Annotated in this window: 23 protein-coding genes; 13 read left to right on the top strand and 10 right to left on the bottom strand. The window is 60.8% G+C overall.

The window, feature by feature from the left end; genetic code table 11:
- The first annotated feature begins 27 nt into the window (after nt 1-27).
- The 3 genes from ACA058_RS16040 (at nt 28) to ACA058_RS16030 (ending at nt 2,955) form a co-directional block, all read left to right on the top strand.
- The gene (locus ACA058_RS16040) at nt 28-1,434 is read left to right on the top strand and encodes an NAD(P)/FAD-dependent oxidoreductase (protein ID WP_497634890.1); all 1,407 of its coding nucleotides are present in this window, start codon (nt 28-30) and stop codon (nt 1,432-1,434) included.
- A gap of 30 nt (nt 1,435-1,464) precedes the next feature.
- Nucleotides 1,465-1,806 carry a cupin domain-containing protein gene (locus ACA058_RS16035; protein WP_497634888.1) on the top strand — a complete coding sequence of 114 codons (342 nt, stop codon included), beginning with the start codon at nt 1,465-1,467 and terminating at the stop codon, nt 1,804-1,806.
- Nucleotides 1,807-1,869: 63 nt separating this feature from the next.
- The gene (locus ACA058_RS16030; protein WP_497634886.1) at nt 1,870-2,955 is read left to right on the top strand and encodes a polyamine ABC transporter substrate-binding protein; all 1,086 of its coding nucleotides are present in this window, start codon (nt 1,870-1,872) and stop codon (nt 2,953-2,955) included.
- A gap of 54 nt (nt 2,956-3,009) precedes the next feature.
- Here ACA058_RS16030 and ACA058_RS16025 read toward each other — a convergent pair whose 3' ends face one another.
- Together ACA058_RS16025 and ACA058_RS16020 are read right to left on the bottom strand one after the other, a co-directional pair.
- Nucleotides 3,010-3,669, bottom strand: coding sequence for an MliC family protein (locus tag ACA058_RS16025; protein ID WP_497634884.1), 660 nt, complete (start codon nt 3,667-3,669; stop codon nt 3,010-3,012).
- Nucleotides 3,670-3,767: 98 nt separating this feature from the next.
- Nucleotides 3,768-3,992, bottom strand: coding sequence for a YgdI/YgdR family lipoprotein (locus tag ACA058_RS16020; RefSeq protein ID WP_497634883.1), 225 nt, complete (start codon nt 3,990-3,992; stop codon nt 3,768-3,770).
- 195 nt (nt 3,993-4,187) lie between these two features.
- On the opposite strand from ACA058_RS16020, the gene ACA058_RS16015 reads away from it, so the two are divergent.
- From ACA058_RS16015 to ACA058_RS16005, 3 genes are read left to right on the top strand one after another with little or no spacing between them, the layout of a single operon-like run.
- On the top strand, nt 4,188-5,855 hold the full coding sequence (locus ACA058_RS16015; RefSeq protein WP_497634881.1) for a VRR-NUC domain-containing protein: 1,668 nt from the start codon (nt 4,188-4,190) through the stop codon (nt 5,853-5,855).
- Nucleotides 5,852-8,164, top strand: coding sequence for an ATP-dependent DNA helicase (locus tag ACA058_RS16010; protein ID WP_497634880.1), 2,313 nt, complete (start codon nt 5,852-5,854; stop codon nt 8,162-8,164). The genes ACA058_RS16015 and ACA058_RS16010 overlap by 4 nt, the downstream gene beginning before the upstream one ends.
- 7 nt (nt 8,165-8,171) lie before the next feature.
- Nucleotides 8,172-10,109, top strand: a complete 1,938-nt coding sequence (locus ACA058_RS16005; RefSeq protein WP_497634879.1) for a hybrid sensor histidine kinase/response regulator — start codon at nt 8,172-8,174, stop codon at nt 10,107-10,109.
- Nucleotides 10,110-10,329: 220 nt separating this feature from the next.
- Here the strand turns inward: ACA058_RS16005 and ACA058_RS16000 are convergent, their stop codons facing one another.
- The 3 genes from ACA058_RS16000 to ACA058_RS15990 form a co-directional block, all read right to left on the bottom strand.
- Nucleotides 10,330-11,679, bottom strand: a complete 1,350-nt coding sequence (locus tag ACA058_RS16000) for a cation:proton antiporter (RefSeq protein ID WP_497634877.1) — start codon at nt 11,677-11,679, stop codon at nt 10,330-10,332.
- Nucleotides 11,680-11,893: 214 nt separating this feature from the next.
- Nucleotides 11,894-12,751 (bottom strand): SDR family oxidoreductase, encoded by an 858-nt coding sequence (locus tag ACA058_RS15995; RefSeq protein ID WP_497634876.1) that lies wholly within the window; start codon nt 12,749-12,751, stop codon nt 11,894-11,896.
- A gap of 15 nt (nt 12,752-12,766) precedes the next feature.
- Nucleotides 12,767-13,201 carry a hypothetical protein gene (locus tag ACA058_RS15990; RefSeq protein WP_497634874.1) on the bottom strand — a complete coding sequence of 145 codons (435 nt, stop codon included), beginning with the start codon at nt 13,199-13,201 and terminating at the stop codon, nt 12,767-12,769.
- A gap of 469 nt (nt 13,202-13,670) precedes the next feature.
- On the opposite strand from ACA058_RS15990, the gene ACA058_RS15985 reads away from it, so the two are divergent.
- From ACA058_RS15985 to ACA058_RS15960, 6 genes are all read left to right on the top strand, one after another.
- The gene (locus tag ACA058_RS15985; protein WP_497634873.1) at nt 13,671-14,687 is read left to right on the top strand and encodes an AraC family transcriptional regulator; all 1,017 of its coding nucleotides are present in this window, start codon (nt 13,671-13,673) and stop codon (nt 14,685-14,687) included.
- 298 nt (nt 14,688-14,985) lie between these two features.
- The gene (locus tag ACA058_RS15980) at nt 14,986-16,650 is read left to right on the top strand and encodes an AMP-binding protein (protein WP_497634872.1); all 1,665 of its coding nucleotides are present in this window, start codon (nt 14,986-14,988) and stop codon (nt 16,648-16,650) included.
- A gap of 16 nt (nt 16,651-16,666) precedes the next feature.
- Nucleotides 16,667-17,428, top strand: coding sequence for an SDR family NAD(P)-dependent oxidoreductase (locus ACA058_RS15975; protein ID WP_497634870.1), 762 nt, complete (start codon nt 16,667-16,669; stop codon nt 17,426-17,428).
- 12 nt (nt 17,429-17,440) lie between these two features.
- Nucleotides 17,441-18,634 (top strand): acetyl-CoA C-acyltransferase, encoded by a 1,194-nt coding sequence (locus tag ACA058_RS15970; RefSeq protein WP_497634869.1) that lies wholly within the window; start codon nt 17,441-17,443, stop codon nt 18,632-18,634.
- Between the two features lie 137 nt (nt 18,635-18,771).
- The gene (locus tag ACA058_RS15965) at nt 18,772-19,899 is read left to right on the top strand and encodes an acyl-CoA dehydrogenase (RefSeq protein WP_497634868.1); all 1,128 of its coding nucleotides are present in this window, start codon (nt 18,772-18,774) and stop codon (nt 19,897-19,899) included.
- A 14-nt stretch (nt 19,900-19,913) separates the two neighbouring features.
- Entirely contained in the window at nt 19,914-20,687 is a 774-nt protein-coding gene (locus tag ACA058_RS15960) for an enoyl-CoA hydratase (RefSeq protein WP_497634866.1), read from the top strand.
- A gap of 93 nt (nt 20,688-20,780) precedes the next feature.
- Here ACA058_RS15960 and ACA058_RS15955 read toward each other — a convergent pair whose 3' ends face one another.
- From ACA058_RS15955 to ACA058_RS15935, 5 genes are all read right to left on the bottom strand, one after another.
- Complete coding sequence (locus ACA058_RS15955) at nt 20,781-21,932, bottom strand: acyl-CoA dehydrogenase family protein (RefSeq protein ID WP_497634865.1); 1,152 nt, start codon at nt 21,930-21,932, stop codon at nt 20,781-20,783.
- Nucleotides 21,933-21,935: 3 nt separating this feature from the next.
- The gene (locus ACA058_RS15950) at nt 21,936-23,042 is read right to left on the bottom strand and encodes an enoyl-CoA hydratase/isomerase family protein (RefSeq protein ID WP_497634864.1); all 1,107 of its coding nucleotides are present in this window, start codon (nt 23,040-23,042) and stop codon (nt 21,936-21,938) included.
- Between the two features lie 243 nt (nt 23,043-23,285).
- Complete coding sequence (locus tag ACA058_RS15945; RefSeq protein ID WP_497634863.1) at nt 23,286-23,993, bottom strand: HPP family protein; 708 nt, start codon at nt 23,991-23,993, stop codon at nt 23,286-23,288.
- 309 nt (nt 23,994-24,302) lie between these two features.
- Complete coding sequence (locus tag ACA058_RS15940) at nt 24,303-25,682, bottom strand: UDP-glucose dehydrogenase family protein (protein WP_497634861.1); 1,380 nt, start codon at nt 25,680-25,682, stop codon at nt 24,303-24,305.
- Nucleotides 25,683-25,710: 28 nt separating this feature from the next.
- Nucleotides 25,711-25,854, bottom strand: a complete 144-nt coding sequence (locus ACA058_RS15935; RefSeq protein WP_497634860.1) for a hypothetical protein — start codon at nt 25,852-25,854, stop codon at nt 25,711-25,713.
- 11 nt (nt 25,855-25,865) lie between these two features.
- Here ACA058_RS15935 and ACA058_RS15930 point away from each other — a divergent pair, with 11 nt between their 5' ends.
- Nucleotides 25,866-26,804, top strand: a complete 939-nt coding sequence (locus ACA058_RS15930) for a site-specific integrase (protein ID WP_497634859.1) — start codon at nt 25,866-25,868, stop codon at nt 26,802-26,804.
- The last annotated feature ends 13 nt before the right edge of the window (nt 26,805-26,817 follow it).

Genomic DNA, 26,817 nt, shown 5'->3' with positions numbered 1-26,817 from the left:
ATCGAAGTCTGAGTGGCGGAGTCTTGCATGCCAGTGTGGCGCACTATCAGTTTGTGGATGGACCAACTCGACGAGCCCTTGGTGGCACGTGCGGCGCTGGAACAGGATCTGGATGTCGACGTCGCCATTATCGGCGCGGGGTACACCGGGCTCTGGACCGCGTACTACCTCAAGCGACAGGCTCCCGACCTGAACATTGTCATCATCGAGGCGCAAACCGCCGGTTTCGGTGCCTCGGGGCGCAACGGCGGGTGGTTGATGGGCAATCTGCTGGGCGAAGACCGGCTGCTCGCCGCCTCGGCACCCGAGCAACGTCGCGCTTCTTACGATTTGCTGCACAACATCCCTGATGAAGTGAAAATCGTCATCGAACGTGAAGGCATCGACTGCGATTATCGTAAAGGTGGCGCCCTCTACTGTGCCGCCCGCTATCCCGAGCAGGAGGCCAGCCTGCGCCAGTACCTGGACAAGCTGTACAGCCAGGGCCTCAACGAAAACGACTACTGCTGGCTCAGCCCGGAGCAGTTGGCGCAGCAGATCCGTTTGGCCAAGCCTTATGGCGGTATCTACGCGCCCCACGTCGCGACCCTCCATCCGGCCAAACTGGTCCGGGGGCTGGCGCGCGCCGTCGAGCGCATGGGCGTCAGGATCTACGAGAACAGCCCCGTGATCCATTGGCAGTCCGGCAGCCTGCGCACGGCCCAAGCCTCGGTGCGCAGCCGCTGGGTGGTGCCGGCGGTCGAAGGTTATTCGGTGACCTTGCCCCCGCTGGGGCGTTATCAGTTACCGGTGCAAAGCCTGATCGTGGCCACCGAACCACTGTCGGCCGCCACCTGGGACGAGATCGGCCTGAGTCGTGGCCAGGCGTTCAGCGAAAGCAGTCGCCAGGTGACCTATGGCCAGCGCACGGCAGACAACCGGTTGATCTTCGGCGCCCGTGGTGGCTATCAGTTTGCCGGCAAGCTGCGCCATGACTTTGACCTGACGCGCAGTGAAATCGAGTTGCGGCGTTATCTGTTCGGCGAATTGTTTCCACAGCTTCGCAATGTGCAGATCACCCATGGCTGGGGCGGCAACCTGGGCATGTCGCGGCACTTCAAGCCCCACATGCTGTGCGACCAGGCCAGCGGCATCGCCTTGTCCGGCGGTTATGGCGGGGAGGGTGTCGGTGCCAGCAACCTGGGCGGCAGGACCCTTGCCGACCTGATCCTGCAACGTGACACCGAGCGAGTCCGCCAACCGTGGGTGATTGCCCAGGGCGGTCTGGACGCGCTCAAGGCCTGGGAGCCCGAACCCTGTCGCTGGCTCGGCTACAACGCGATCATCCGTAGCTTCGTCCACGAAGACCAGACCCTGGCCAACCCGGCCAGCGCGCCATGGCGGCGCAAGCTTGCCAGCGGGGTCGCGGGGTTCATGGAAGGTTTCATGCACTAAACAGCGTTTTCCTCACTGACAGGTACTCCCATGCGCATAACGCAATTCAAGAACACCGCCACCCTGCAACTGCAAGAGTCGAACCCGGTCGCCGTACCTTTGGGCACGCCGGTGGCGGTGGCTTCGACCACCAGCGTCGAACGCGACGACGGCGTCGAGACCGGCGTCTGGGAATGCACCCCCGGTCGCTGGCGGCGGCAGATCCTCGCCCAGGAATTCTGTCACTTCATCCAGGGGCGTTGCACCTTCACCTCGGACGAGGGTGAAACCCTGCACATCGAAGCTGGCGATGCCCTGATGTTGCCGGCCAACAGCCTTGGCGTCTGGGATATCCAGGAAACCGTGCGCAAGACCTACGTTTTGATTTTCTGAATGTCGGTCCCTTGATTGCCTGCCGCTCTCCAACAACAAAAACAGCCCCACAGGAATCGACTCATGACCCCAAAGACACTGATCCTGGCGCCGCTGATGCTGGCCGCTTCCATCAGCCAGGCGGCCGATACCGTCAAGATCTACAACTGGTCGGATTACATAGCGCCAGACACCACGAAGAACTTCCAGAAGGAAACCGGCATCGCCTTCACCTATGACGTCTACGACAGCAACGAAACCCTCGACGGCAAGTTGATGACCGGTAAATCCGGTTACGACGTGGTGTTCCCGTCCAACCACTTCATGGCCCGACAAATCGAAGGGGGAGCCCTGAAAAAGCTCGACAAGGAGCAGTTACCCAACTGGAAAAACCTCAACCCGGTGCTGCTCAAGGCCTTGCAGACCAACGATCCCGGTAACGAGCACGGTTTCCCGTACCTGTGGGGCAGTACCGGCATCGGCTACAACGTTGCCAAGGTCAAGGCGGTTTTGGGCGAAAACGCACCAGTGGATTCCTGGGACCTGATCTTCAAGCCCGAAAACATGCAAAAGCTGCAAAAGTGCGGCGTGGCGATCCTCGACAATGGCCCGGAATTGCTCCCGGCCGCGCTGAACTACCTGGGCTTGCCACATCACAGCAAGAACCCGGATGACTACAAGAAGGCCGAAGCGCTGCTGGTGAAAGTCCGGCCTTATGTCAGCTATTTCCACTCGTCCAAGTACGCCAGTGACCTGGCCAACGGTGATATCTGCGTGGCGGTCGGTTTCTCCGGCGACATCCTGCAAGCTGAAAATCGTGCCAAGGAAGCCAAAAACGGCGTAGAGATCGGCTACTCGATTCCCAGGGAAGGTGCAGCCATCTGGTTCGACATGGTGGCCATGCCCCTGGATGCCCCGGACGAAAAGGCCGGCTACGCCTTCATGAACTACCTGTTGCGTGCGGACGTCATGGCCAGCGTCAGTAACTACGTGCACTACGCCAATGGCAACGAACAGGCCGACAGCCTGATCGACCCGGCTATCAAGAACGACACCAAGGTTTATCCGAGCCCGCAAATGATGGGGAAACTGTTTGCGCTCGAAGCGATGCCATTGAACATCGACCGGATCCGTACGCGCGTCTGGAACAAGATCCGTACCGGTAGCTGAATATTTTACCCAGGCCATCGGGACAGGACGTCCCGTTGCCTTTTATGTGCGTGATCAACTGACAGGTTCGACCGTGCACCTCATTTCACCTGCCCCCGGCATCTGCAACAGCGCATCGTTGCCGTCTTGCCAGAAGCTTTGGCTACCCTTGTAGTCCTTGCCCCTGTAAAGGGTTCCGGAAGGACTCGACACCTGTTCCAGCGTGGTCGAGGTATTCGCCCATTTCAGGTACACCACACCCGGATCGACCGTGAAGAACGTGGCGGCCACCAGCGCGCCAAGCCCTGCGCAACGAAAGGCCAGCGGACCTTCGGTGAGCCTGCCTGGATCCTTGGTCCGGGCAATGGCCGAGCCTTGGCGCAGCTGGTGTGCGCGCTCGGCATAGCGGCGAACCGTACACGACTTGGGATCGGCTTCGGCAGAACACTGATCGCGGGCGAGCAGCCAGAAGCGCTGGTCGATCTCGACTTTGTCTGGCCGCGGCACCGAATGCTCATCGGTGAGCGCCAGGCGATACAGCCGCGTCAGCTCGATATCCATCTGCGCCAGTCGAACGTCGCGACAGATAAGCTTTTCAACGGGCTCCCTGGCCGTGGCGCAGTCGAAGCTGGTATTGAACGATCGCGCGGGTGTCGCGGCGCTCGCATAGATACACATTGAAGCCCAAGCGCCGACCGCGAGGAGGGAGGTCAAAAGTGGCGTGACCATTTTCATTTCGACACCATCATTCGGTCGCACTGGGTCTATCGCAGTGTAAGGCAGTGCTCGAAACCTGCCACACCAAGGGTGAAGAGCAAAAACGATTCGCGGACTCAGTCTTCCTGGCGAATCGTGGCCACATCATCGGCCCTGACTTTAACCTTGGTCCCGGAAATGTCCTCGAACTCGAAGAAACCGTCATTGGTCTTGGTTTTTGGCATGTCCTTGGTCAAATACTGGGTGCCGTTCTGCAGGGTGACCACCGTGGGCGTCGAGCAGCCGGCCAGGGCGATAAAGGCCGCAACTGCAAAGGGAAACCCCAGATTCTTGATGTACATAATCACCTCTCATTGTTGAAAAAAACAGTGCGGCTGTCGCAAGCGAGTTTAGCTCTCTGGCGGTTGGTGCCACGGAACGGCAGAAAGTTCGACGCCCGGGGCAAAAAAACCTTACAGCGCCGCCGCTTATCCTTTTCCGTTTGCATGGGGCAGGGCGTTGCTGGTATCTGTATGCATAACCAGTGCTCGCTAATCGTGGCCTCTTTTCCCGTGACTGCAAATCCTCTTGACGATCCGTTCTACTACCTCAATAACTTCATGCAAGTGCTCGATTGGCTTGAACATCGCTATGCCGACGTGTTGAGCGTAGAAGAGCACCGCTTCATTCGCGACTTCAATGGCTTGCCTCGCGAGTCCCGGGCGCTGCTGGTCAGGCTGGTCATGCGCAAGGGCATTCATTTCCGGGCCAGCAAACTGCATTACGCCGAGATCGGTGAAATCGCCAGCGCAGCCCGGCCGTTACTGGCGCTGGGCTGGGTCGACGAGCGCCAGCCGATACCGGTCGAGGCGTTGTTCGAGGTATTGCTCAAGGCGGAAATACTTCAGTGCCTGGGCAACGCCATTGCTCAACCCAAGGGTAAAAAGACCGACTGGCTGCCGGCACTGTGCGAGCAGTTTCCTCAAGCGCAGTCCTTCAACGACTGGTGTCCGGCGTTGAGCGACCGCTTGTTCAGCCTGACCATCATGAGCCTGTGTGATCGCCTGCGCTTGTTGTTTTTCGGCAATCTCTACCAGGACTGGTCCGAATTCGTCCTGGCCGACCTTGGGATCTTTACCTATGAAAAAGTCGAGTTTTGCGCCGATTCCCGGGGCTTGCGCAGCCGCGAGGACGTCGACGCCTGCATGTTCCTCTACCACTGCCAGCAGCTTTTCGAGACCGGCGAGGCGGTGGCGGGCATTGTCGAGCAGATCAACGGCCTGGCGCTGAGCAACCCCTGGCTGCAGAGGCGTCGCGACAAGCTGTTGTTCCAGATGGGCCAGGAGTGCGAGCGCGTCGGTGATTTTTCCGCCGCGTTGACCTTGTACCGTGATTGCGCGTATCCCGGCGCGCGCGTGCGCATGATCCGTGTGCTGGAGCGCTGCGGTGAATATCAGCTGGCCCTGGACCTGGCCTGCCGGGCCGAACAATCGCCGCAAAACGCCGCGGAGCATCAACACCTGCTGCGTGTCCTGCCCAGGTTGCGTCGCAAGCTGGGCGGGCCGGCGGTCAAGCGTCCAGGCCCACGGCAGATGCTGCGCCTGGACCTGCAACTGAGCAGGACCGACCCTTTGTTGTCGGTGGAGGACTACGTGCAGGCGCACCTGGGCGAAGACTCGGCGCCGGTTCATTACGTCGAAAACAGCCTGATCAACTCGCTGTTCGGCCTGCTGTGCTGGCCGGCGATTTTCGCACCGCTGCCGGGGGCGTTTTTCCATCCGTTCCAGCGCGGTCCCGTGGACCTGCTGAGCGAAGACTTCCATAGCCGCCGGGCCGAGTTGTTCCAGGCCTGCCTCGGCGAACTCGACGACGGGCGCTACCTTGAAACCATCCGCGTGCGCTTTGCCGAAAAGTGGGGCGTGCAGTCGCCATTCGTGTTCTGGGGCGCACTCAGCGAGGCGTTGCTGGAGCAGGCGCTGGACTGCTTGCCCGCCGAACACCTCAGGCACTGGTTCAACCGGTTGTTGCTGGACATCAAGGCCAATCGTGCGGGCATGCCGGACCTGATCCAGTTCTGGCCGCAAGAAAAAACCTACCGCATGATCGAAGTCAAGGGGCCGGGCGATCGCCTGCAGGATAACCAGCTGCGCTGGCTGGAGTTCTGTCATGAGCACCGGATGCCGATTGCCGTGTGTTATGTGCAATGGGCGGAGCAGGGCGCTTGAGCTACAGCATCGCGGTGCGGGCGTTGTGTGAGTTCACCGCCAAGGTCGGCGACCTCGACTTGCGCTTCACCCCGTCGCCGACCGCGCTGGAAGGCATCGTCGGGCACCGCACGGTGGCGTCACGGCGCAGTGACGACTATCAGAGTGAAATCGCCCTCGAAGGTGCGTATCAGGGCCTGACGGTCAAGGGCAGGGCGGATGGCTACGATCGCGCGAAAAACTGCCTCGAAGAGGTCAAGACCTACCGTGGCGACTTGAGCAAGCAACCGGCCAACCACCGTCAACTGCATTGGGCACAGGCCAAGATCTATGGCTGGCTGATGTGCCACAAACTCAACCTTGCGCAGATCAACCTGGTGCTGGTGTATTTCGATATCGTCAGCGAAAAGGAAACCTGTCTGGTCGAGGCGTTCAATGCCGCCGAACTCGGGCAGTTCTTCGAACACCATTGCGGCCTGTTCCTGCACTGGGCCGAACAGGAAACGGTGCATCGCCAGGGGCGTAACCTTGCGGCACAACAGCTGGCGTTTCCCCATGCCGACTTTCGTCCGGGCCAGCGTCACCTCGCCGAGTCGGTGTTCAAGGCCGTCAGCACCGGGCGTTGCCTGATGGCCCAGGCGCCCACGGGGATTGGCAAGACCATCGGCACCCTGTTTCCGCTGCTCAAGGCCCTGGCGCCGCAGCAACTGGACAAGCTGTACTTCCTCACGGCTAAAACCCCGGGACGCAAGCTGGCCCTGGACGCCGCGCAGGTAATCCTGGAACGCGCCGATGCGCCGCCTTTGCGGGTGCTGGAGATGATCGCCCGGGACAAGGCCTGTGAACACCCGGCCAAGGCCTGCCACGGTGAATCCTGCCCGTTGGCCCAGGGCTTTTATGACCGATTGCCGGCGGCGCGCCAGGCCGCCAGCGAGCTGAGCCTGCTGAACCGGAGCGCATTGCGCCAGGTCGCCCTGGAGCATGAGGTATGCCCGTATTACCTGAGCCAGGAAATGGCTCGCTGGGCCGACGTGGTGGTTGCCGATTACAACTATTACTTCGATTTCAGTGCGCTGTTGTTCGGCCTGGCCCAGGCCAACAGCTGGAAAGTCGCGGTGTTGGTCGACGAAGCCCACAACCTGGTGGAACGTGGTCGGCAGATGTACAGCGCCAGCCTCGATCAATCGACCCTCGACGGCGTACGAAAAACCGCCCCCGAGGCGTTGAAAAAACCCCTGCAGCGGGTCAATCGCGAATGGAATGCCCTGCATAACCAGCAACTCGGAGCCTATCAGGCCTACGACAAGCCGCCGGAAAAACTGCTCCAGGCCTTGTCGTCGTGCAGCGCCAGCATCGGCGATTACCTGAACGATCATCCACAGGGACTCGACAGTGCATTACAGAGCTTTTACTTCGACGTGCTGCAGTTCTGTCGAGTGGCCGAACTTTTCGACCAGCAGTACCTGTTCGACATCAGCAAGCGCGACCTCGAACGCAAGCGCAACCTTTCGCAACTGTGCCTGCGCAACGTGGTGCCCGCCGGCTTCATCGGGCCGCGCCTGAGCGCTGCACGCAGCACCGTACTGTTCTCGGCGACCCTCAGCCCTCGCCACTATTACGCCGATTTGCTGGGTACCCCGACGAACACCGTGTGCATCGACGTCGAGTCGCCTTTTCATGCCGATCAGTTGCACGTACAGATCATCAACCAGATCTCCACGCGCTTCGTTCATCGCCAGGCCTCCCTGGCGCCGATCGTCGAGCTGATCGCCCAGCAGTTCATGCAGCGCCCTGGCAATTACCTGGCGTTCTTCAGTAGCTTCGATTACCTGCAGCAAGTGGCGCAGTTGCTCGCCGAGCGATATCCCGGGATCAATCTGTGGTCACAGTCACGGGGCATGGCGGAGGCGCAACGCCAGGCGTTCCTCGACCGGTTCACTGCCGATGGCCAGGGCGTGGGCTTCGCGGTGCTGGGCGGGGCATTTGGCGAAGGCATCGATTTGCCGGGTGCTCGCTTGATCGGCGCGTTCATCGCCACCTTGGGGCTGGCACAGCTCAACCCGGTCAACGAGCAGTTCAAGCGGCGCATGGCGGCCATATTCGGCGCAGGCTACGACTACACCTACCTGTTTCCCGGCGTGCAAAAAGTGGTGCAGGCCGCAGGCAGAGTGATTCGTACACAGCAGGACCAAGGCGTGGTGATGCTGATCGATGACCGGTTTGGCGAGAGCAAGGTCAAGCAATTGCTGCCACGCTGGTGGTCAATCGCACCGGCGGCTGTTCAAATGGACGGTTTATCGCATACTGCAGAAAAACAGCACCCGATGTGAGGGATCAATGAGAGAAGATCGAATCCGGGCCGGGAGCATTGAAGACAGGCGCCTGCGCCTGCTCATCGATGCGGTGGTTGACTATGCGATCTACATGATTGATCCCGATGGCATCGTTACCAGCTGGAACGCAGGGGCCAGGCGTTTCAAGGGTTATGAGGAGGCCGAGATTCTCGGCCAGCATTTCTCGCGCTTTTACACCGATGAAGATCGTCGTGCCGGCTTGCCCCAGCGGGCGCTGGACACGGCGATTCGCGAGGGGCGTTTCGAAGGCGAAGGCTGGCGTGTGCGCAAGGACGGCACGCATTTCTGGTCCCACGTGGTGATCGATCCGATTTACGACCCGTCGGGCACGGTCCTGGGGTTTGCCAAGATCACCCGTGACCTGACCGACCGCAAGATGGCCGAAGAGACCCTCAAGCAAAGCGAGCAACAGTTTCGGTTACTGGTGCAAAGCGTCACCGACTACGCCATCTACATGCTTGCCCCGGATGGCCGCGTGACCAACTGGAACCTGGGGGCCCAGCGCATCAAGGGCTACTTGCCCGAAGAAGTCATTGGCAAGCATTTTTCGCTGTTCTACACCCCTGAAGACCGGGCTGTCGGCTTGCCAGGCCGGGCACTGGAGATTGCGACGCGCGAGGGACGCTTCGAAAACAAGGGATGGCGGGTGCGCAAGGATGGAACCAGGTTCCTGGCCCATGTCGTGGTCGACCCGATCTGGGGGGACACCGGTACCTTGCTCGGCTTTGCCAAGATCACCCGCGACATCACCGAAGCGACCCAGGCGCAGCAGGCACTTGAACAAACCCGCGAAGCACTGTTCCAGTCGCAGAAAATGCAAGCCATCGGCCAACTCAGCGGCGGGATTGCCCACGACTTCAATAATTTGCTGACAGTCATTCTCGGCAATCTGGAAATCGTGCGCAAACGCCTGGCCGACGACCCGAAAATCATCCGTTTGCTCGATAATGCTACCCAGGGTGCGTTGCGCGGCGTGTCCCTGACCCAGCGCATGCTGGCCTTTGCCCGCAAGCAAGAACTCAAGTCCGAACCTGTAGAGCTCCCCGCCCTGGTGCAAGGGATTTCCGGACTGCTACGCAGCTCACTCGGGCCGTCGGTGGCACTGGAAACCCGTTTTCCAGCGCAGATCGAGCAGGTGTTGGCCGACGTCAATCAGCTCGAATTGGCGGTGCTGAACCTGGTCACCAACGCCCGCGATGCCATGCCCGATGGCGGAAAAATCGTCATCAGTGCCCGCGCCGAAACAATCGCTGATCAATCCCGATCCGCCCCGCTGGCGGGACGTTGTGTGTGCCTGAGTATAACCGACACCGGCGAAGGAATGGATGAAGCGACACTGGCCTCGGCGATGGACCCGTTTTTCACCACAAAAGGGCTTGGCAAGGGCACCGGGCTGGGGTTGTCGATGGTCCATGGCTTTATTGAGCAATTGGGTGGGCGATTCATTCTGAAGAGCCAGAAAGACCAGGGCACCACCGCAGAACTGTGGTTGCCCGTGGCCTCGGCGGGCTCGGTAGCGGCCCCCATTGTCGAAGAGCCGGTAGCGCCGGAAGTGCCTCGGCTGTGCATATTGGTGGTGGATGACGACAGCCTGGTGTTGACCAGTACCTGCCTGTTGCTTGAAGACCTCGGCCATCGCGTAATCACCGCAACGTCCGGTGCCCAGGGACTGAAACTGTTCGAGAATAATCCGGCGATTGATCTGGTCATCACCGACATGGCCATGCCGCACATGAGCGGCGCACAACTGGCGGATGCCATTCGCGCGGTCAAACCCGGCGTTCCGATTATCCTGGCCACCGGATATGCCGAGCGCCTGGATGGGTTAGCGTCCGGATTGCCGCGGTTATCAAAGCCGTTTACCCAACTGAACCTGGTGGAGATCATCGCCTTTTACGCGTTCATGGTCGGCTTTCAATAGGTCTATGGCGTTCATGGTTGAGTCTCTCCAGGTTGAGGGCAGCGCGAACGGTCTTTACCGCAGGACACTCATCGTGCTGGAGCATTTGTCGTGCCGCTTTGGACGCCTCCGTTAAGAGCTTAAAAATCAATGGGATATAAGCCCTAATGGCCAATAGGGGCCATGCAGGCTGCATGAGTCGGGGCTTTTGACTCATGCACTTCGCCACGGCAAGGATCGATCAAGCGGATGGCCGCTTTTGCCGTTCATAGTGGGCGAGGAGCGGTTGGGTGCTGATTCCGTGAATCAGAATGCTCAGGGCGACTACGGAAAGCGTGAGGTCGGTGCACAGGGTGGCCATCGACGCTGCGAGGTCGTGATTCAAAGCGTAGAACAGGTAGTAGAAACTCCCGATACCGCGAATCCCGAACCAGCCGATCAACAGCCTTTGCTTGCCGTCAAGCAAAGTGCCCCAGGGCACCAGCCCGACAATCAGTGGCCGGATCACGCAGAACAGCACCAGCGCAATCGCCAGTGCGCGCCAGTCCCAATGACCCACCAGCACCACCCCGAGCAAGGTCACCAGGAACACCTCCATGGCCCGTTCGACCAGGCTGCCAAAGGACAGCATGTCGCCGATCATGATCCCGGCCGCCACCTGCGCTTCCTCCATGTTCGCCACATCACCATGCACGGCAGCCTCGGGCTCGACGTTTTGATGACCGACCACCGGCTGCACCAGGTGCTCTGCCGGCGTCTGTGAGTGTCCCATCGATTTGACCTCGGCCCGACGCAGCCCCAGGCCCGCCGCGAACACCGACAGGAAACCGTAGCCATGTACCGACTCGGCCGCGACATACGCCAGGGCGATCAGGGCAAAGGTCAAGTAGTCGTTAGGCGACAGGGTGCTGTCGGCATTTCTGATGCGCATGGACAACGTCACGCGGCCAATGGCGCGGCCCATGCCATAGCCGACCAGCAATCCGGCGGGCACCGCCCACAGCAGGCGTTTGAGTGCCCAGTCATCGAGCCAGGCGGTGGAACCACCGCCGCCTTGCTGGATAAACAGCAAGCCCAGGATCACGAAGGGAAACGCAATGCCATCGTTGAGCCCGGCCTCACCGGACAGGCCGAAGCGAACTGCGTCGACGTCCTTGGCATCGTTGACCTGCACCAGCGAGGCCAGTACCGGGTCGGTGGGCGCCAGAATCGCGCCGATCAGCAACGACGGCCCCCACGGCAGGTCGAAGGCGTAATGCAGCAACAGGCAGACACCGATGATGGTCAGGATCATGACCGGTCCCGCCAGCCCGAAAGCCACGCGCCACTTACGGTCCCTGAGGGGCAGGCGCAGCTTGAGTCCACAGACGAACAACGAAAAGAGCACCGCGACTTCCGTCAGGTGCTCCATCCAGTACGCGGCATCCTTGATGTCCAGCCTGAGCCAGCCCAGCCCCGCCGGTCCGATGACTACCCCTAATGCCAGGCACACGGCCGAGGTGGTCACCGGCATCCAGCGCAGGTATGACGAGGTCAGTGCCAGCGTCAGCAGCACGGCACCCAGCACTGCGACCCAAGCAATGAAGCTCATGGCCGGGGATCATTGACTGACGGTAGCGCGCAAGTACTTCGGCGCTTCTTCTTCCTTGCGAATATCCGTCCGCGCGAAGTTTGGCTGAGTGAACAATTCGACGATAGGTGCGGACATGACGATCTCCAGGTATCGAAAGGCCCGCCAGGAAGGCCTATGCAGTGTAGAGCGCTGCAGGTATGGCCTGGTTCCATTTTTCAGGTGCATCGCGAAATCACAGGATCGGTTTGCCCCCGGTCACCCCAAATCGCTGGCCGGTGATGTAGCTGCCTTCATCCGAGGCCAGCAGCACGTAGATCGGCGCCACTTCCACCGGCTGGCCCGGACGGCCGAGCGGGGTGTTGGCGCCGAAGTTCTGTACCGTTTCCTCGGGCATGGTCGAGACGATCAGCGGCGTCCAGATCGGTCCCGGCGCCACACTGTTGACCCGGATATTCTTCGGTCCGAGCATTTGCGCCAGGCCGGCGCTGAAGTTGGCGATCGCGCCCTTGGTCGTGGCATACGCCAGCAGGGTGGGGTTGGGCATGTCGGAGTTGACCGAACTGGTGTTGATGATCGAGCTGCCGGGCTGCATGTGCTTGAGTGCCGCCTGGCAGATCCTGAAAATGGCGGTGATGTTGACGTCGAAGGTCATCACCCATTCTTCGTCGGGGATGTCCTCGAGATTTTCGTGGGTCATCTGGAACGCCGCGTTGTTGACCAGGATGTCGATGCGGCCGAAACGCTCGACCGTTTTCTCCACCAGGGCCCGGCAATGCACTTTGTGCGCCAGGTCACCCGGCAGCAGCAGGCATTGGCGGCCGGCCTGTTCAACCCAGCGTGCGGTTTCCTGCGCATCTTCCTGCTCATCAAGGTAGGCCACGGCCACATCGGCACCTTCACGGGCGAAGGCAATGGCCACCGCGCGGCCTATGCCGCTGTCGGCACCGGTAATGAGGGCGATCTTGCCGGTCAGTCGACCCGAACCTCGGTAGCTCTGCTCGCCACAGTCTGGGTACGGGTCCATTTTGCGTTGGGAGCCGGGGACGGGTTGGTGTTGTTTGGGGAAGGGGGGTTTGGGGTAGTCGTTCATTATCGATCTCCGGGTTCAAGGTTGGGCGGTCAAAGGGTTGACCCTGGCCTTTTGGGTGGAGTTCGGTTGAATGGCGATCCATTGCCGAAACCAATCTTTCAGGTGTACATATCCATTCCTGCGGTAACGGCCACTTATGGTTTCGCTTTTACAGCGAGTCACCTGGAAGAGCCTGTAGGAGCGAGCATGCTCGCGATGGAGGTCAACGATGACGCGGGGAGCCTGACACCCCGCGGTGCTCTCAGGTTCACGGACAGGCTCAGGGCGTGATGTGGCAAGAAAATCAAAAGCCAAAGCAAAAGCAAAAGCAAAAGCGAGGCGGCCTGACAGCCGACCTGATTGCAGGTCTGTTTGCGATCCAATTGTAGGAGCGAGCCTGCTCGCGAAAAATGTCCAGACAACGCGTTCATCCAAACAGGGCGCGTAATCGTTGACGTCCATCGCGAGCAAGCATCGCTCCTACAGGAAAACGTGTTCGCTTGAAATCAGGTCGGCTGTCAGGCCGCCTCGCTTTTGTGTTTGATCTGGGGCGCCCCGTTAAACCACGATGGCCGAACGCAGGCATTGCGTAGTGGCTAAACCGGCAGGACGCCGGTTTAGCCGCACTGGGCCATGGATGGCCCATCGCGGCGACCCACGGAGCAATGCCGGAGAGAGGGCATGCCGAGCCTAAGCGAGGCACCAAGTGGTGGGGCAAAGCCTTTTGCTTACTTTTCGGCGTTTGGAAAAGTGAGGCGCCGTAAGGGCGAAACCATAAGTGGCCGTTACCGCAGGAATGGATATGTACGCAGTCAACAAAAGATAGGTCGGATACACGGCCGCCTTCGCCGACAAGCTAGCCGCTACGGGGATCTGCGCCGGACAGATGGCTGAGCTAATATGCCCACCACTCAAACAAGAACAGGGCTCACCTCGCGCAATGTCGGAAAAAGACACCATTTCCATTCAGCTGGTGCGTGAAGCGCTGCTGCAAAGTTGCGCCCCGGGCGCGGCCACCGATGAGGTGTTGCACAAGGTCGGCATCGATCCGGCGTTGCTCGGCAGCAGCGACGCCCGTGTTCCGGCCAGCGGCTATGCGCGTCTGTGGCGCTTGCTGGCCCGGCGTGGGGATGACGAGTTTTTTGGCATGGACCCGCGCAAGCTCAAATCCGGCAGCCTGGAGTTCCTCTGTCGCTGTGCCATGGTCCAGCCGAGCCTGGCGGCCGGGCTCACCAGTGGTTTGAGTTTCCTGTCGTTGATGCTCGAGCGCATGCCCGCCGAGCTGGTCCATCAGCAAAGCCTGGCGGAAATCGTGTTGCTCGAAGACGACCATGAGCCGCGCCGGGCCTTCACTTACTTTACCTATTGGATGATCGTGCACGGCGTGGCCTGTTGGCTGGCGGGACGTCGAATTCCGATCCTGGCGATCGAGCTGCGCTGCGCGCAGCCGGATTTCTGCCATGACTATCAGGTGATGTTCTCCGAGAACCTGCGCTTCGACCGACCGCGCACGCGGATGATTTTTTCCGCTGACTGCCTGGGTTTGCCGATCAAGCGCAGCCTTGAAGAGCTGCGACGCTTCCTGGCCCATGCGCCGGCCAACATCCTGGTCAAGTACCGCGATCCGCAAAGCCTGGCCAGCCGGATCAAGCAGGACTTGCGGCAACTGCCCGCCGAACACTGGCCGGAGACCGAAGTCCTGGCGCAGCGCCTGTGCATGTCGGCCTCGACCCTGCGCCGTCGTCTGGCCGAGGAAGGCCAGACGTATCAGGGGCTCAAGGACAGTGTGCGCAAGGAGCTGGCTATCGCTTGGCTGGCCGAACCGGCCATCAGCTTCGCCGAAATCGCCACCCGGTTGGGCTTTGCCGATGCGAGCTCGTTCTACAAGGCGTTTCGCAAATGGTCGGGGTCCAATCCCGGGCATTACCGTAGTTTGATTCTCAACGAAACCAATTGATCCGGATTGATGGTCGTACCGGAGGGCTTCTTCGCCTGTAGGAGCGAGCATGCTCGCGATGGTCGTTAACGATAACGCGGGCATTCAGTCACCCCGCGTTATCGTTGACCACCATCGCGAGCATGCTCGCTCCTACAGGGAAGGCGCCCTCGCAGGCGCCACATTTCTCAATTCCTTGGCCAAACCAGTCAAGCAACTTGATAACTTTGACTATTGCCCGACACCCCGCGCAGAGCGAGTATTTCCCTGTTGGTTACGGTTCCCCCCATCTAACAAAAAATACAGAGGGATTCTGGCAATGCGCGATTACTTGTCTGCTGTTTCACAGTTCAATTATCAGCACACCGTCGATGCCGCACTCGCAGGCAATCTGACTGCCCTCAACGCCTGCATCGAGTGTTGCGACCGGCATGCCATGCCTGGGCGTATCGCGCTGTTCTGGGAAGGCCGTGACGGCACCAGCGCGACCTACACCTTCAACGACTTGCAGGACAAGGCCGCGCGCTTTGCCAACTTCCTGTTGGCCCAGGGCGTGAAGAAAGGCGACAAGGTCGCCGGTCTCCTGCCACGCAATATTGAATTGCTGATCACCGTGTTCGCCACCTGGCGCATCGGCGCGGTCTATCAACCTTTGTTTACTGCCTTCGGCCCCAAGGCCATCGAGCATCGCCTGGGCAGTTCCGGGGCCAAAGTGGTGGTCACCGACGCGGTCAATCGCTCGAAACTCGCGGAAGTCGCCGACTGCCCGACCATCGTCACAGTCGCAGGTGCCAAGGGGCAGGGCATAGTCCGCGGTGATTACAGCTTCTGGGCCGAACTGGCCAACCACTCCAATGTCTGCGAACCGGTACTGCTGACCGGCGAAGACCCGTTCCTGCTGATGTTCACCTCGGGCACTACCGGCCCTTCGAAAGCGCTGTCGGTGCCGCTCAAGGCCATCGTCGCCTTCCAGAGCTACACCCGTGACGCGGTGGATTTGCGCCCCGAAGACGCCTTCTGGAACGTGGCCGACCCGGGCTGGGCCTACGGCATCTATTTCGGCGTCACAGGTCCCCTGTCGATGGGGCACCCGATTACCTTCTACGATGGCCCGTTTACCCTGGAAAGCACCTGCCGGGTGATCAACAAGTACGCGATTACCAACCTCACCGGCTCACCGACGGCGTATCGCCTGTTGATTGCCGGTGGCGACGAATTCGCCAGGTCGATCAAAGGCAAGCTGCGCATTGTCAGCAGCGCCGGCGAGCCGCTGAACCCGGAAGTGATCCGCTGGTTCGCGGATAATCTGGAGGTGGTCATCCATGACCATTACGGCCAGACCGAACTGGGGATGGTGCTGTGTAACCACCATGGACTGGAACACCCGATCCATATGGGCGCCGCCGGTTTTACCTCGCCCGGCCACCGCATCGTGGTGCTGGACGACGACTACCAGGAGCTGGGCGTCGGCCAGCCGGGCATTCTGGCCATCGACCGCACCCAGTCGCCGATGTGCTGGTTCGCCGGTTACGAAGGCGCACCAACCAAGGCCTTCGTCGGCAATTACTACTTGAGCGGCGACACGGTCGAGTGGAATCCGGACGGCAGCATCAGCTTCGTCGGCCGTAGCGACGACGTGATCACCACCTCCGGCTACCGCGTCGGCCCGTTCGATGTGGAGAGCGCATTGATCGAGCACCCGGCGGTGGTGGAAGCCGCGGTGGTCGGCAAACCCGATCCGGAGCGCACCGAACTGGTCAAGGCCTTCGTCGTGATTTGCTCGCAATACCGCGCCACGCCAGAGTTGGCCGAAGAGTTGCGCCAACACGTGCGCAAGCGCCTGGCGGCACACTCCTATCCCCGCGAAATCGAATTTGTCAGCGAGTTGCCGAAAACCCCAAGCGGCAAATTGCAGCGCTTTATCTTGCGCAACCAGGAAATCGCCAAGGCTCAAGAGGCCACCGCGAAGAACGTTACAGCTTGAATCCAAGGAAACAATGATGCAGATCGAAAACAAGGTTTTTCTCGTCACCGGCGGTGCTTCCGGCCTCGGTGCGGCCGCCGCTGAAATGCTGGTCGCGGCCGGTGCCAAAGTGATGCTGGTGGACATGAACGCCGAAGCCGTCGCGGCCCAGGCCCAGCGACTGGGTGCACAAAGCGTGGTGGCGGACATCAGCGACGAAGCGGCGGCCGAGGCCGCGGTGCAGGCGACGGTCAAGGCCTTTGGTGGCCTCAATGGCCTGGTCAACTGTGCCGGCATCGTGCGTGGCGAAAAGATCCTCGGCAAGAACGGTCCACACGCGCTGGGAAGCTTCAGCCAGGTGATCAACGTCAACCTGATCGGCAGCTTCAACATGCTGCGCCTGGCCTCGGCGGCGATTGCTGAAACCGAAGCGGACGCCGATGGCGAGCGCGGCGTGATCATCAACACGGCGTCGGCCGCGGCTTACGACGGCCAGATCGGCCAGGCGGCGTACGCGGCGTCCAAGGGTGCGATCGTCAGCTTGACCTTGCCGGCCGCCCGTGAACTGGCGCGCTTCGGCATCCGCGTCATGACCATCGCCCCGGGCATTTTCGAAACGCCGATGATGGCCGGCATGACCCAGGAAGTTCGTGACTCCCTGGCTTCCGGCGTACCGTTTCCACCGCGCCTGGGCAAACCTGCCGAGTACGCCTCGTTGGTTCGGCATATCATTGAAAACAGCATGCTCAATGGCGAGGTGATCCGTCTCGACGGTGCCTTGCGCATGGCGGCCAAATAAGGAGGATTTGTCATGACTATTGCCAACGATCCGATTGTTATCGTCAGCGCCGTCCGCACCCCGATGGGTGGTTTCCAGGGCGATCTGAAAAGCCTCACCGCGCCGCAACTCGGTGCCGCCGCGATCAAAGCCGCGGTTGAACGTGCTGGCGTTGCAAGCGATGCCGTCGACGAAGTGTTGTTCGGCTGCGTACTGCCTGCCGGCCAGGGTCAGGCCCCCGCGCGCCAGGCGGCGCTGGGCGCCGGCCTGGATAAATCGACCCGTTGTACCACCCTCAACAAGATGTGCGGCTCGGGCATGGAAGCGGCCATCCTGGCCCATGACATGCTGGTGGCCGGCAGCGCCGAGGTTGTAGTCGCCGGTGGCATGGAAAGCATGTCCAACGCGCCGTACCTGCTGGACCGCGCCCGTAGCGGTTACCGCATGGGGCATGGCCGGGTACTCGACTCGATGTTCCTCGACGGCCTGGAAGACGCCTACGACAAGGGGCGCCTGATGGGCACCTTCGCCGAAGACTGTGCCGAAACCAACGGCTTCAGTCGTGAGGCCCAGGATGCGTTTGCGGTGGCTTCGACCACCCGCGCCCAGCAGGCCATCAAGGACGGCAGCTTCAAGGACGAGATCGTGCCGTTGACCGTCACCGTCGGCAAAGAACAGGTGACGATCAGCAACGACGAGCAGCCACCGAAAGCCAGACTGGACAAGATTGCCTCGCTGAAACCGGCGTTCCGTGATGGCGGTACCGTGACGGCGGCCAACTCCAGTTCCATCTCCGACGGCGCCGCGGCACTGGTGCTGATGCGCCGTTCCGAAGCCGACAAACGTGGCCTCAAGCCGCTGGCGGTGATTCATGGTCATGCGGCATTCGCCGATACCCCGAGCCTGTTCCCGGTGGCGCCGGTGGGCGCGATCGAGAAGCTGATGAAGAAAACCGGCTGGTCGCTGAACGACGTCGATCTGGTGGAAGTCAACGAAGCCTTCGCCGTGGTCAGCCTGGTGACCATGACCAAGCTGGAAATTCCTCATGAAAAACTCAACGTGCACGGCGGCGCTTGCGCCCTCGGCCACCCGATCGGTGCATCTGGCGCGCGGATTCTCGTGACCCTGCTCTCGGCCCTGCGCCAGAAAGGGCTCAAGCGTGGCGTTGCAGCGATCTGCATCGGTGGCGGCGAAGCCACGGCGATGGCTGTGGAATGCCTGTACTAACGCGGTTCCTGTAGGAGCGAGCATGCTCGCGATGGACGTCAGGGCACCGCGTTGAACCAGGCAGCCCTCATTATCGTTAACCTCCATCGCGAGCATGCTCGCTCCTACAGGGGCAACTACATTTTTAAGGAATGGTCATGATCCCCAATGACGAACAACAGCAGATACGCGACGCGGCCCGGGACTTTGCCCAGGAACGGCTGAAACCATTCGCCGCCGAGTGGGACCGTGAACACCGTTTCCCCAAGGAAGCCATCGCTGAGATGGGCGAACTGGGCTTTTTCGGCATGCTGGTGCCGGAGCAGTGGGGCGGTTGCGATACCGGTTACCTGGCCTACGCCATGGCCCTGGAAGAAATCGCCGCGGGCGACGGTGCCTGCTCGACCATCATGAGCGTGCACAACTCGGTGGGTTGCGTGCCGATCCTCAACTATGGCAACGACGATCAGAAAGAGCGCTTCCTCGAACCCCTGGCCAGCGGCGCGATGCTCGGTGCTTTCGCCCTGACCGAACCCCAGGCCGGCTCCGACGCCAGCGGCCTGAAAACCCGTGCGCGCCTGGAAGGCGATCACTACGTGCTCAACGGCTGCAAACAATTCATCACCTCCGGTCAGAACGCCGGGGTGGTGATCGTGTTCGCCGTGACCGACCCGACTGCCGGCAAGCGCGGCATCACGGCGTTCATCGTGCCCACCGATTCGCCAGGCTACAAAGTCGCCCGGGTCGAGGACAAGCTCGGCCAGCACGCCTCGGACACCTGCCAGATTCTCTTCGAAGACGTCAAAGTGCCAGTGGCCAACCGCCTGGGTGAAGAAGGCGAAGGCTACAGGATCGCCCTGGCCAACCTCGAAGGCGGGCGTGTCGGCATTGCCTCGCAATCGGTGGGCATGGCCCGGGCCGCGTTCGAAGCGGCCCGCGACTATGCCCGTGAGCGCGAGAGCTTCGGCAAGCCGATTATCGAGCATCAGGCCGTGGCATTCCGCCTGGCGGACATGGCGACCCAGATCGCCGTGGCGCGGCAGATGGTGCATTACGCGGCGGCTCTCCGAGACAGCGGCAAGCCGGCGTTGGTGGAAGCGTCGATGGCCAAGCTGTTCGCTTCGGAAATGGCCGAGAAGGTATGCTCGTCGGCGCTGCAAACCCTCGGTGGTTACGGTTACTTGAACGACTTCCCGCTGGAGCGGATCTACCGCGACGTGCGGGTCTGCCAGATCTACGAAGGCACCAGCGATATTCAACGCATGGTCATTTCGCGCAATCTTTGAAAAGGAACCCACTTGTGAGCTACGAAACGATTTTGCTGGAAACCCATGGCCGCGTCGGCCTGATCACCCTCAATCGCCCACAGGCGCTGAACGCGTTGAACGCGCAGATCGTCAGCGAACTGAACCAGGCCCTGGACGGCTTCGAGGCCGACTCGAATATCGGCTGCATCGTCCTGACCGGTTCGAAAAAGGCCTTTGCCGCCGGCGCCGACATCAAGGAAATGGCCGAGCTGACCTATCCGCAGATCTATATCGACGACCTGTTCAGCGACAGCGACCGCGTGGCCAACCGCCGCAAGCCCATCATCGCCGCCGTCAACGGTTTCGCCCTGGGCGGCGGCTGTGAGCTGGCGCTGATGTGCGATTTCATTCTGGCCGGCGACAACGCCAGGTTCGGCCAGCCGGAAATCAACCTGGGCGTGTTGCCGGGCATGGGCGGTACCCAGCGCCTGACCCGCGCCGTGGGCAAGGCCAAGGCCATGGAAATGTGCCTGAGCGGGCGCTTGATCGATGCCGTGGAAGCGGAGCGTTGCGGTATCGTGGCGCGCATCGTGCCGAGCGATGAACTGCTGGATGAAGCGCTGAAAGTCGCGGCGTTGATCGCTAAAAAGTCGCTGCCGATTGCGATGATGGTCAAGGAAAGCGTCAACCGTGCTTTCGAAGTGAGTTTGTCCGAAGGCGTGCGCTTTGAACGTCGGGTGTTCCATGCGGCGTTTGCGACGCAGGATCAGAAGGAGGGGATGGCGGCGTTTATTGCCAAGCGTGAGCCTGGGTTCGTCGGTAAGTAATTCGTTTACCGCCAAAAGATCGCAGCCTCCGGCAGCTCCTACAGGTATACACGAAACCCTGTAGGAGCTGCCGGAGGCTGCGATCTTTTGCTTTTAAACCAGGTAGTTCTTCAGTTCCCGGGCAATCACCATCCGCTGAATCTCGCTCGACCCTTCATAGATCTGCGTAATCCGCGCATCCCGGTAATACTTCTCGACCGGGTAATCTTCCAGATACCCATACCCGCCATGAATCTGAATCGCTGACGAGCAGACTTTCTCGGCCATCTCCGAAGCAAACAGCTTGGCTTGCGAGGCCTCTGACAGACATGGCTTGCCGGCCGTGCGCAGGCGTGCTGCGTGCAGGATCAGCAGCCGTGCAGCGTTCAGTTGCATGTGCATGTCGGCCAGCAGGTTGGCAATGCTCTGGTGCTCGATGATCGGCTTGTCGAACTGTACGCGATCGCGCGAATAAGCCAGCGCCGCTTCAAACGCCGCGCGGGCAATGCCCAGTGCTTGGGCGGCGATGCCGATGCGGCCACCTTCGAGGTTGGACAGGGCGATGGCCAGGCCCTTGCCGCGCTCACCCAGCAGGTTGGCTTCTGGAATGCTGCAGTTGTTCAACGTGACCGCACAGGTATCGGAGGCGCGGATGCCCATTTTGTGTTCGGTGCGGTCGACGATGAAGCCTGCGGTGTCCGTTGGCACCAGGAACGCCGAAATGCCGCGCTTGCCCAGGTCCGGGTCGGTCACGGCAAACACGATTGCCAGCTTGGCCCGTTTGCCGTTGCTGACAAACTGCTTGGCGCCGTTGATCACCCACTGGCCATCGCGCAACTCGGCGCGGGTGCGCAGGTTGTGCGCTTCGGAACCGGCTTGGGGTTCGGTCAGGCAGAAGCAACCAATGACCTTGCCGCTGGCCAGGTCCGCCAGCCAGGTTTGTTTCTGTTCTTCGCTGCCGTAGTTGAGGACCGGCCCGCAGCCCACCGAGTTGTGGATGCTCATGAACGCGCCGGTGGCGCCGTCGCCGGCAGAGATTTCTTCCACCGCCAGGGCATAGGCGACGTAGTCGACATAAGTGCCGCCCCATTCCTCGGGCACCACCATGCCCAGCAAGCCCAACTCACCCATTTTCGCCACCAGGGCGTCGTCGATCCAGCCGGCCTTTTCCCAGGCCTGGGCGTGGGGCGCGATTTCGCCACGGGCAAAGTCCCGGGCCATGTCGCGGATCATGACTTGTTCTTCAGTCAATTCGAGATCGTGCATGGTTTAGCTCCCGCTCTCATCGAAACCGTTGAAGAAGCTCGCTACGTGTTCGGCGTCCAGCGCCTGCAAGGTGGGCGGGTTCCAGCGCGGATTCTTGTCTTTGTCGATCAGCAAGGCGCGCACGCCTTCGATCAGGTCGCCGCGCTCGAACCACTGGCGGTCCAGGTGCAGCTCAAGGGCGAAGCACTGTTCAAGGCTCAGGTGCCGGCCGCGCCGGAGCATTTCCAGGGTCACGCCCATGGCCAGGGGCGAGCGGGTCTGCAGCAGGTCGGCGGTGGTCGTGGCCCACTCATGGCTGTCGGCGACCGTTACCTCACGCAGTTGCTCCACAATACTCGGCACATCGGGCAAGGCGAAGAAGTGGTCGATAGCCGGGCGCAAGGCGGCCAGTGGCGCATCGGGCAACTGTCGCACGGCGAGTTTTGCCAGCAGGCCCTGAAGGTCTTTCAGTGGTGTGTCATGCCACTCCAGTTGATCGAGTCTTTCATCCAGCGTGGTCAGTTTGCTGCTGTCCAGGTACCAATCGGCCAGACCGCAGTACAGCGCATCCGCCGCGCGGATCTGCACGCCGCAGACGCCCAGGTAAATCCCCAGTTCACCGGGGATGCGCGGCAAGAAGTAGCTACCGCCAACGTCCGGGAAATAACCGATGCCGACTTCAGGCATCGCCAGTCGACTTTTCTCAGTGACCACCCGCAAGTCGGCGCCTTGCACCAGGCCCATGCCGCCACCCAGGACAAAGCCGTCCATCAAGGCCAGCACCGGCTTGCGGTAATGATGAATCGCGAGGTCGAGGGCGTATTCCTCGACGAAGAAATCTTCGTGCAGCGTGTCGCCGCTCTTGAAACTGTCGTACAGCGAGCGAATGTCGCCACCGGCACAGAAGGCTTTTTCGCCGGCACCGCGCAGCACCACCGCATGCACCTGGTCATCCTGTGCCCAGGCATCGAGCTGACGCTGCAGATGGCGCACCATTTCCAGGGTGATGGCGTTAAGGCCGGCGGGACGGTTGAGGGTCAGGTGACCGATGTGGTTGCGAACCTCGGCCAGCACTTCATTTTGCGTGGCATCCATAGACGAAGTCCCCTTCGATAAAACCTGAGCAGTCATCACTAACTCCCTGCTTTTATTGTTCTTTATAGACAAGCTCGCGCGCGAGCGATGCCGGATCGTAACAGTGCAAATTTGCCTTGTACAACCGGGATATGTGCAGGTTCTTTCTGCATTTTTGCAGTGATTTTTGTAGGAGCGAGCCTGCTCGCGAAGAACGTCAGGGCACCGCGTTGATCCAGGCAGCCCTCGTTATCGTTAACGTCCATCGCGAGCAGGCTCGCTCCTACAGATAAAGCCGATTCAGGCGCTACGGCTTAACACTTCACCAATACTGCGCCGCTTGGCGTGCAACTCAATGGCATGGATCAGTTGTTCGAGGTCTTGCGGGGTGACGTCGAAGAAGGCCTCCATGTCCGCCAGGGCCAGTTTCAGATCCTGGGCGGTGATCGCTTGAGACTCCACGGGAGGGTGGTCGGCAGGAACCCCGGCGACCGGCTCGCTGGCACGCTTGGGATAGCGGATGCGTGTCAGGTTGTTGTAGGTCAGGGCGCTGAGCAGCATGGTCGATGCGGCGAGCATCACCGGGCCCAGGGCTTTCCAGTCCATGGCAATGGTCGCAGGGTCCGCCAGGACCAGCAGCAATGCCAGCGCCCCGGCCGGCGGGTGCAGGCAACGCAGCCAGCACATCAGGATCAACGCCATGCCCGCCGCCAGGCAAGCGCTGCCCAGTGTCCGGCCCAGCACGTGGGCCACCAGCAGTGATACCACTGCGGCGCTCAAATAGCCGCCGAGTATCGACCAGGGTTGCGCGAGCGCGCCGGAAGACACCGCAAACAACAACACCGCCGAGGCACCTAGCGGGCCGACCAGATGCTGCGCCACTTGCATGCCGAATACCTGACCGCACAGCCAGACGCTCAACATCGTGCCCAGCGCCATGCCGATGGCGGCGCGACTCCATTCCGAAGGGCGGGTGTTGATAGCGGCGGGCAACCAGCGAGCAAGCATGAACATCGTTCCATTAAAAAACCGAGGAAAAAAAAAGGCTTGCCTGGGAAACCCAGAAAGCCCTTGAAGTTGTTCCAACTATTGGGGAGGAACGGCGACAGTGTGTCGCGCATTACCGATGCTGACAAATTCATATTAATGAAGCTTCAGTTCATTATTTCTGATGTATCGCCACGCGCCGGCCACCGTTAAGCGATCCATCGCGACAAACTGAACTTCGCCAACTGCGATTGCCGCAGGCTGCGATCTTTTTCGAGATCAAGATCAAAAGATCGCAGCCTGCGGCAGCTCCTACAGGGTTGTGTGTTGTCAGGCGACCACCTGTGCCGCAGGCCATTGCTGATAAGGAATTGGCAACTTGCGCGACTCGCCGCGGCCCATCGGGAAGTACATGAAACCATTGCGCGCCAGGCGCTCGGCATCGTACAGGTTGCGGCCGTCGAAGATTACCGGTGCGTTCAAGCGCTGACGGATCAGATCAAAATCCGGCGCCTTGAATTGTTGCCACTCGGTGCAAATGATCAGCGCGTCCGCACCGTTGAGCACCGATTCCGGCGTGCCCATGAGCATCAGCCTGATTTCATCGGGGTACAGCTGCTGGGTTTGCTGCATGGCTTCGGGGTCGAATGCCCGGACATTGGCACCTGCGGCCCATAGCGATTCGAGCAGTATGCGGCTCGGTGCATCGCGCATGTCGTCGGTGTTGGGCTTGAATGCCAAGCCCCAGACGGCGAAGGTCTTGCCCCGCAGTTCGCCTTTGTAGAAGGCCTTGAGGCGCTCGAACAGCTTGTGTTTCTGCCGCTGGTTGATGGCTTCCACCGCTTGTAGCAGGTCGCTGGAGCAATGGGCCTCTTCGGCGCTGTGGATCAGGGCACGCATGTCCTTGGGGAAGCAGGAGCCGCCATAACCGCAGCCGGGGTAGATGAAGTGGTAGCCGATGCGCGAGTCGGCGCCGATGCCCAGGCGCACCGATTCGATGTCGGCACCCAGGTGTTCGGCCAGCTCGGCGATCTGGTTGATGAAGCTGATCTTGGTTGCCAGCATGCAGTTGGCGGCGTATTTGGTCAGCTCGGCACTGCGCAGGTCCATGAACATGATGCGTTCATGGTTGCGGTTGAACGGCGCGTACAGGTCACGCATCACGTCACGCACTTCTTCGCGTTCACAGCCTATGACGATACGGTCCGGGCGCCGACAATCGGCCACGGCCGAGCCTTCCTTGAGAAACTCGGGATTGGAGACGATATCGAACTGCAACAGGCGCCCGACCTTGATCAGGCACTTGTCGATATGCGCGCGCAGGGCATCGCCGGTGCCCACCGGGACCGTGGACTTCTCCACCAGAATCAGCGGTTGTTCACGGTGCCGCGCCACGGCCTCGCCCACCGCCATCACCTGACTCAGGTCTGCCGAGCCATCGTTGCGGGACGGCGTACCGACCGCGATGAACAACACCTGGCCATGTTGCACCGCGAGTTTCTCATCGCTGGTGAACTGCAACCGACGGGTATCCAGGCCTTCGCGCACCAGGCTGGCCAGCCCCGGTTCGAAAATGCTCACGTGGCCTTGTTGCAGCGACTCGACTTTGTTTTCGTCGACATCCATGCAGACCACGTCGTGGCCGACTTCAGCCAGGACGGCGGCTTGCACCAGGCCAACGTAACCGCTACCAAATACACTGATTCTCATGGTTTGCTCCTGCCCCGATCGAGTCCGGTCAAGGTTTAGCATCGCCATGTTTCAGTTCGTCTATCGTGGCCGCAGGGGCCGTTGTCGGCACAGCATTGACTTTCCCGGCCATGACCGGCAGCGTAGCGGCCATCCCTGTCTCCATGGCGTTTTCTGTTTCCTCTTTATCCAAGGCCGTTTCGTTTGACTGACTTACCCGCAACTGATCCAAGTGCCCTCAGACCCAATCCGCTCACCCTGTATCTGGCGCGACTGGCGCCCTCCAGCCAACTGACCATGCGTTATGTCCTGCAGGACGCCGCCGACCGCCTGGGCTTCGAAGAGGTGAATGTCGAGGAGATTGCCTGGCACAACCTGCAGCCCGAAGATGTCATCGCCCTGGTCGCCGCCTTGCGCACCGACGGTTATGCGCCCAACACTTCGTCGTTGTACGTCAATGCGGTGCGCGGGGTGATGAACGAAGCATGGCGCATGAGCCTGATCAGCCAGGAACACTTGTTGAAAATGCGCTCGGTCAAGGGTATTGCCGGCACGCGCCTGTCCCAGGGGCGCAACCTGCGGCGCTCATTGATCCAGGAATTGATGGAAGTCTGCGCCGCCGATCCGAGGCCACAAGGCCTGCGGGACGCAGCCATCATCGCGATTCTGTACGGTTCGGGCATGCGCAAATCGGAGTCGGTGAACCTCGACCTGAGCCAGGTCGACTTCAATGAGCGCAGCCTGCGCGTCACTGCCAAGGGCAACAAACAGTTGATCAAGTACGCCCCGGCCTGGGCTTTCGCCAAACTCGATGCCTGGCTGGAACTGCGCCGCGCGATGCTCAAGGAAGGCGAAGAGGACGACCCATTCCTGTTCAATCGTATCCGTCGTGGCAGTCACATCACCCGCGAGCGCATTACCAAACACGCGATCTACTACATAGCCCGGCAGCGGGGCGCGCAGGTGGGGGTGAAAATCATGCCCCATGATTTTCGCCGCTCGTTCATCACCCGGGTGATTGAAGAACACGACCTGTCCATCGCGCAAAAACTGGCGCATCACAGCAATATCCAGACCACGGCCAACTACGATGTGCGCGACGACAACGAGCGGCGTCGCGCGGTGGATCGCTTCGACCTTTGAAGGCCAAGGGCCA

The sequence above is a fragment of the Pseudomonas sp. LBUM1649 genome, assembly GCF_059716155.1.
This window is presented reverse-complemented; position numbering and strand designations above follow the sequence as displayed.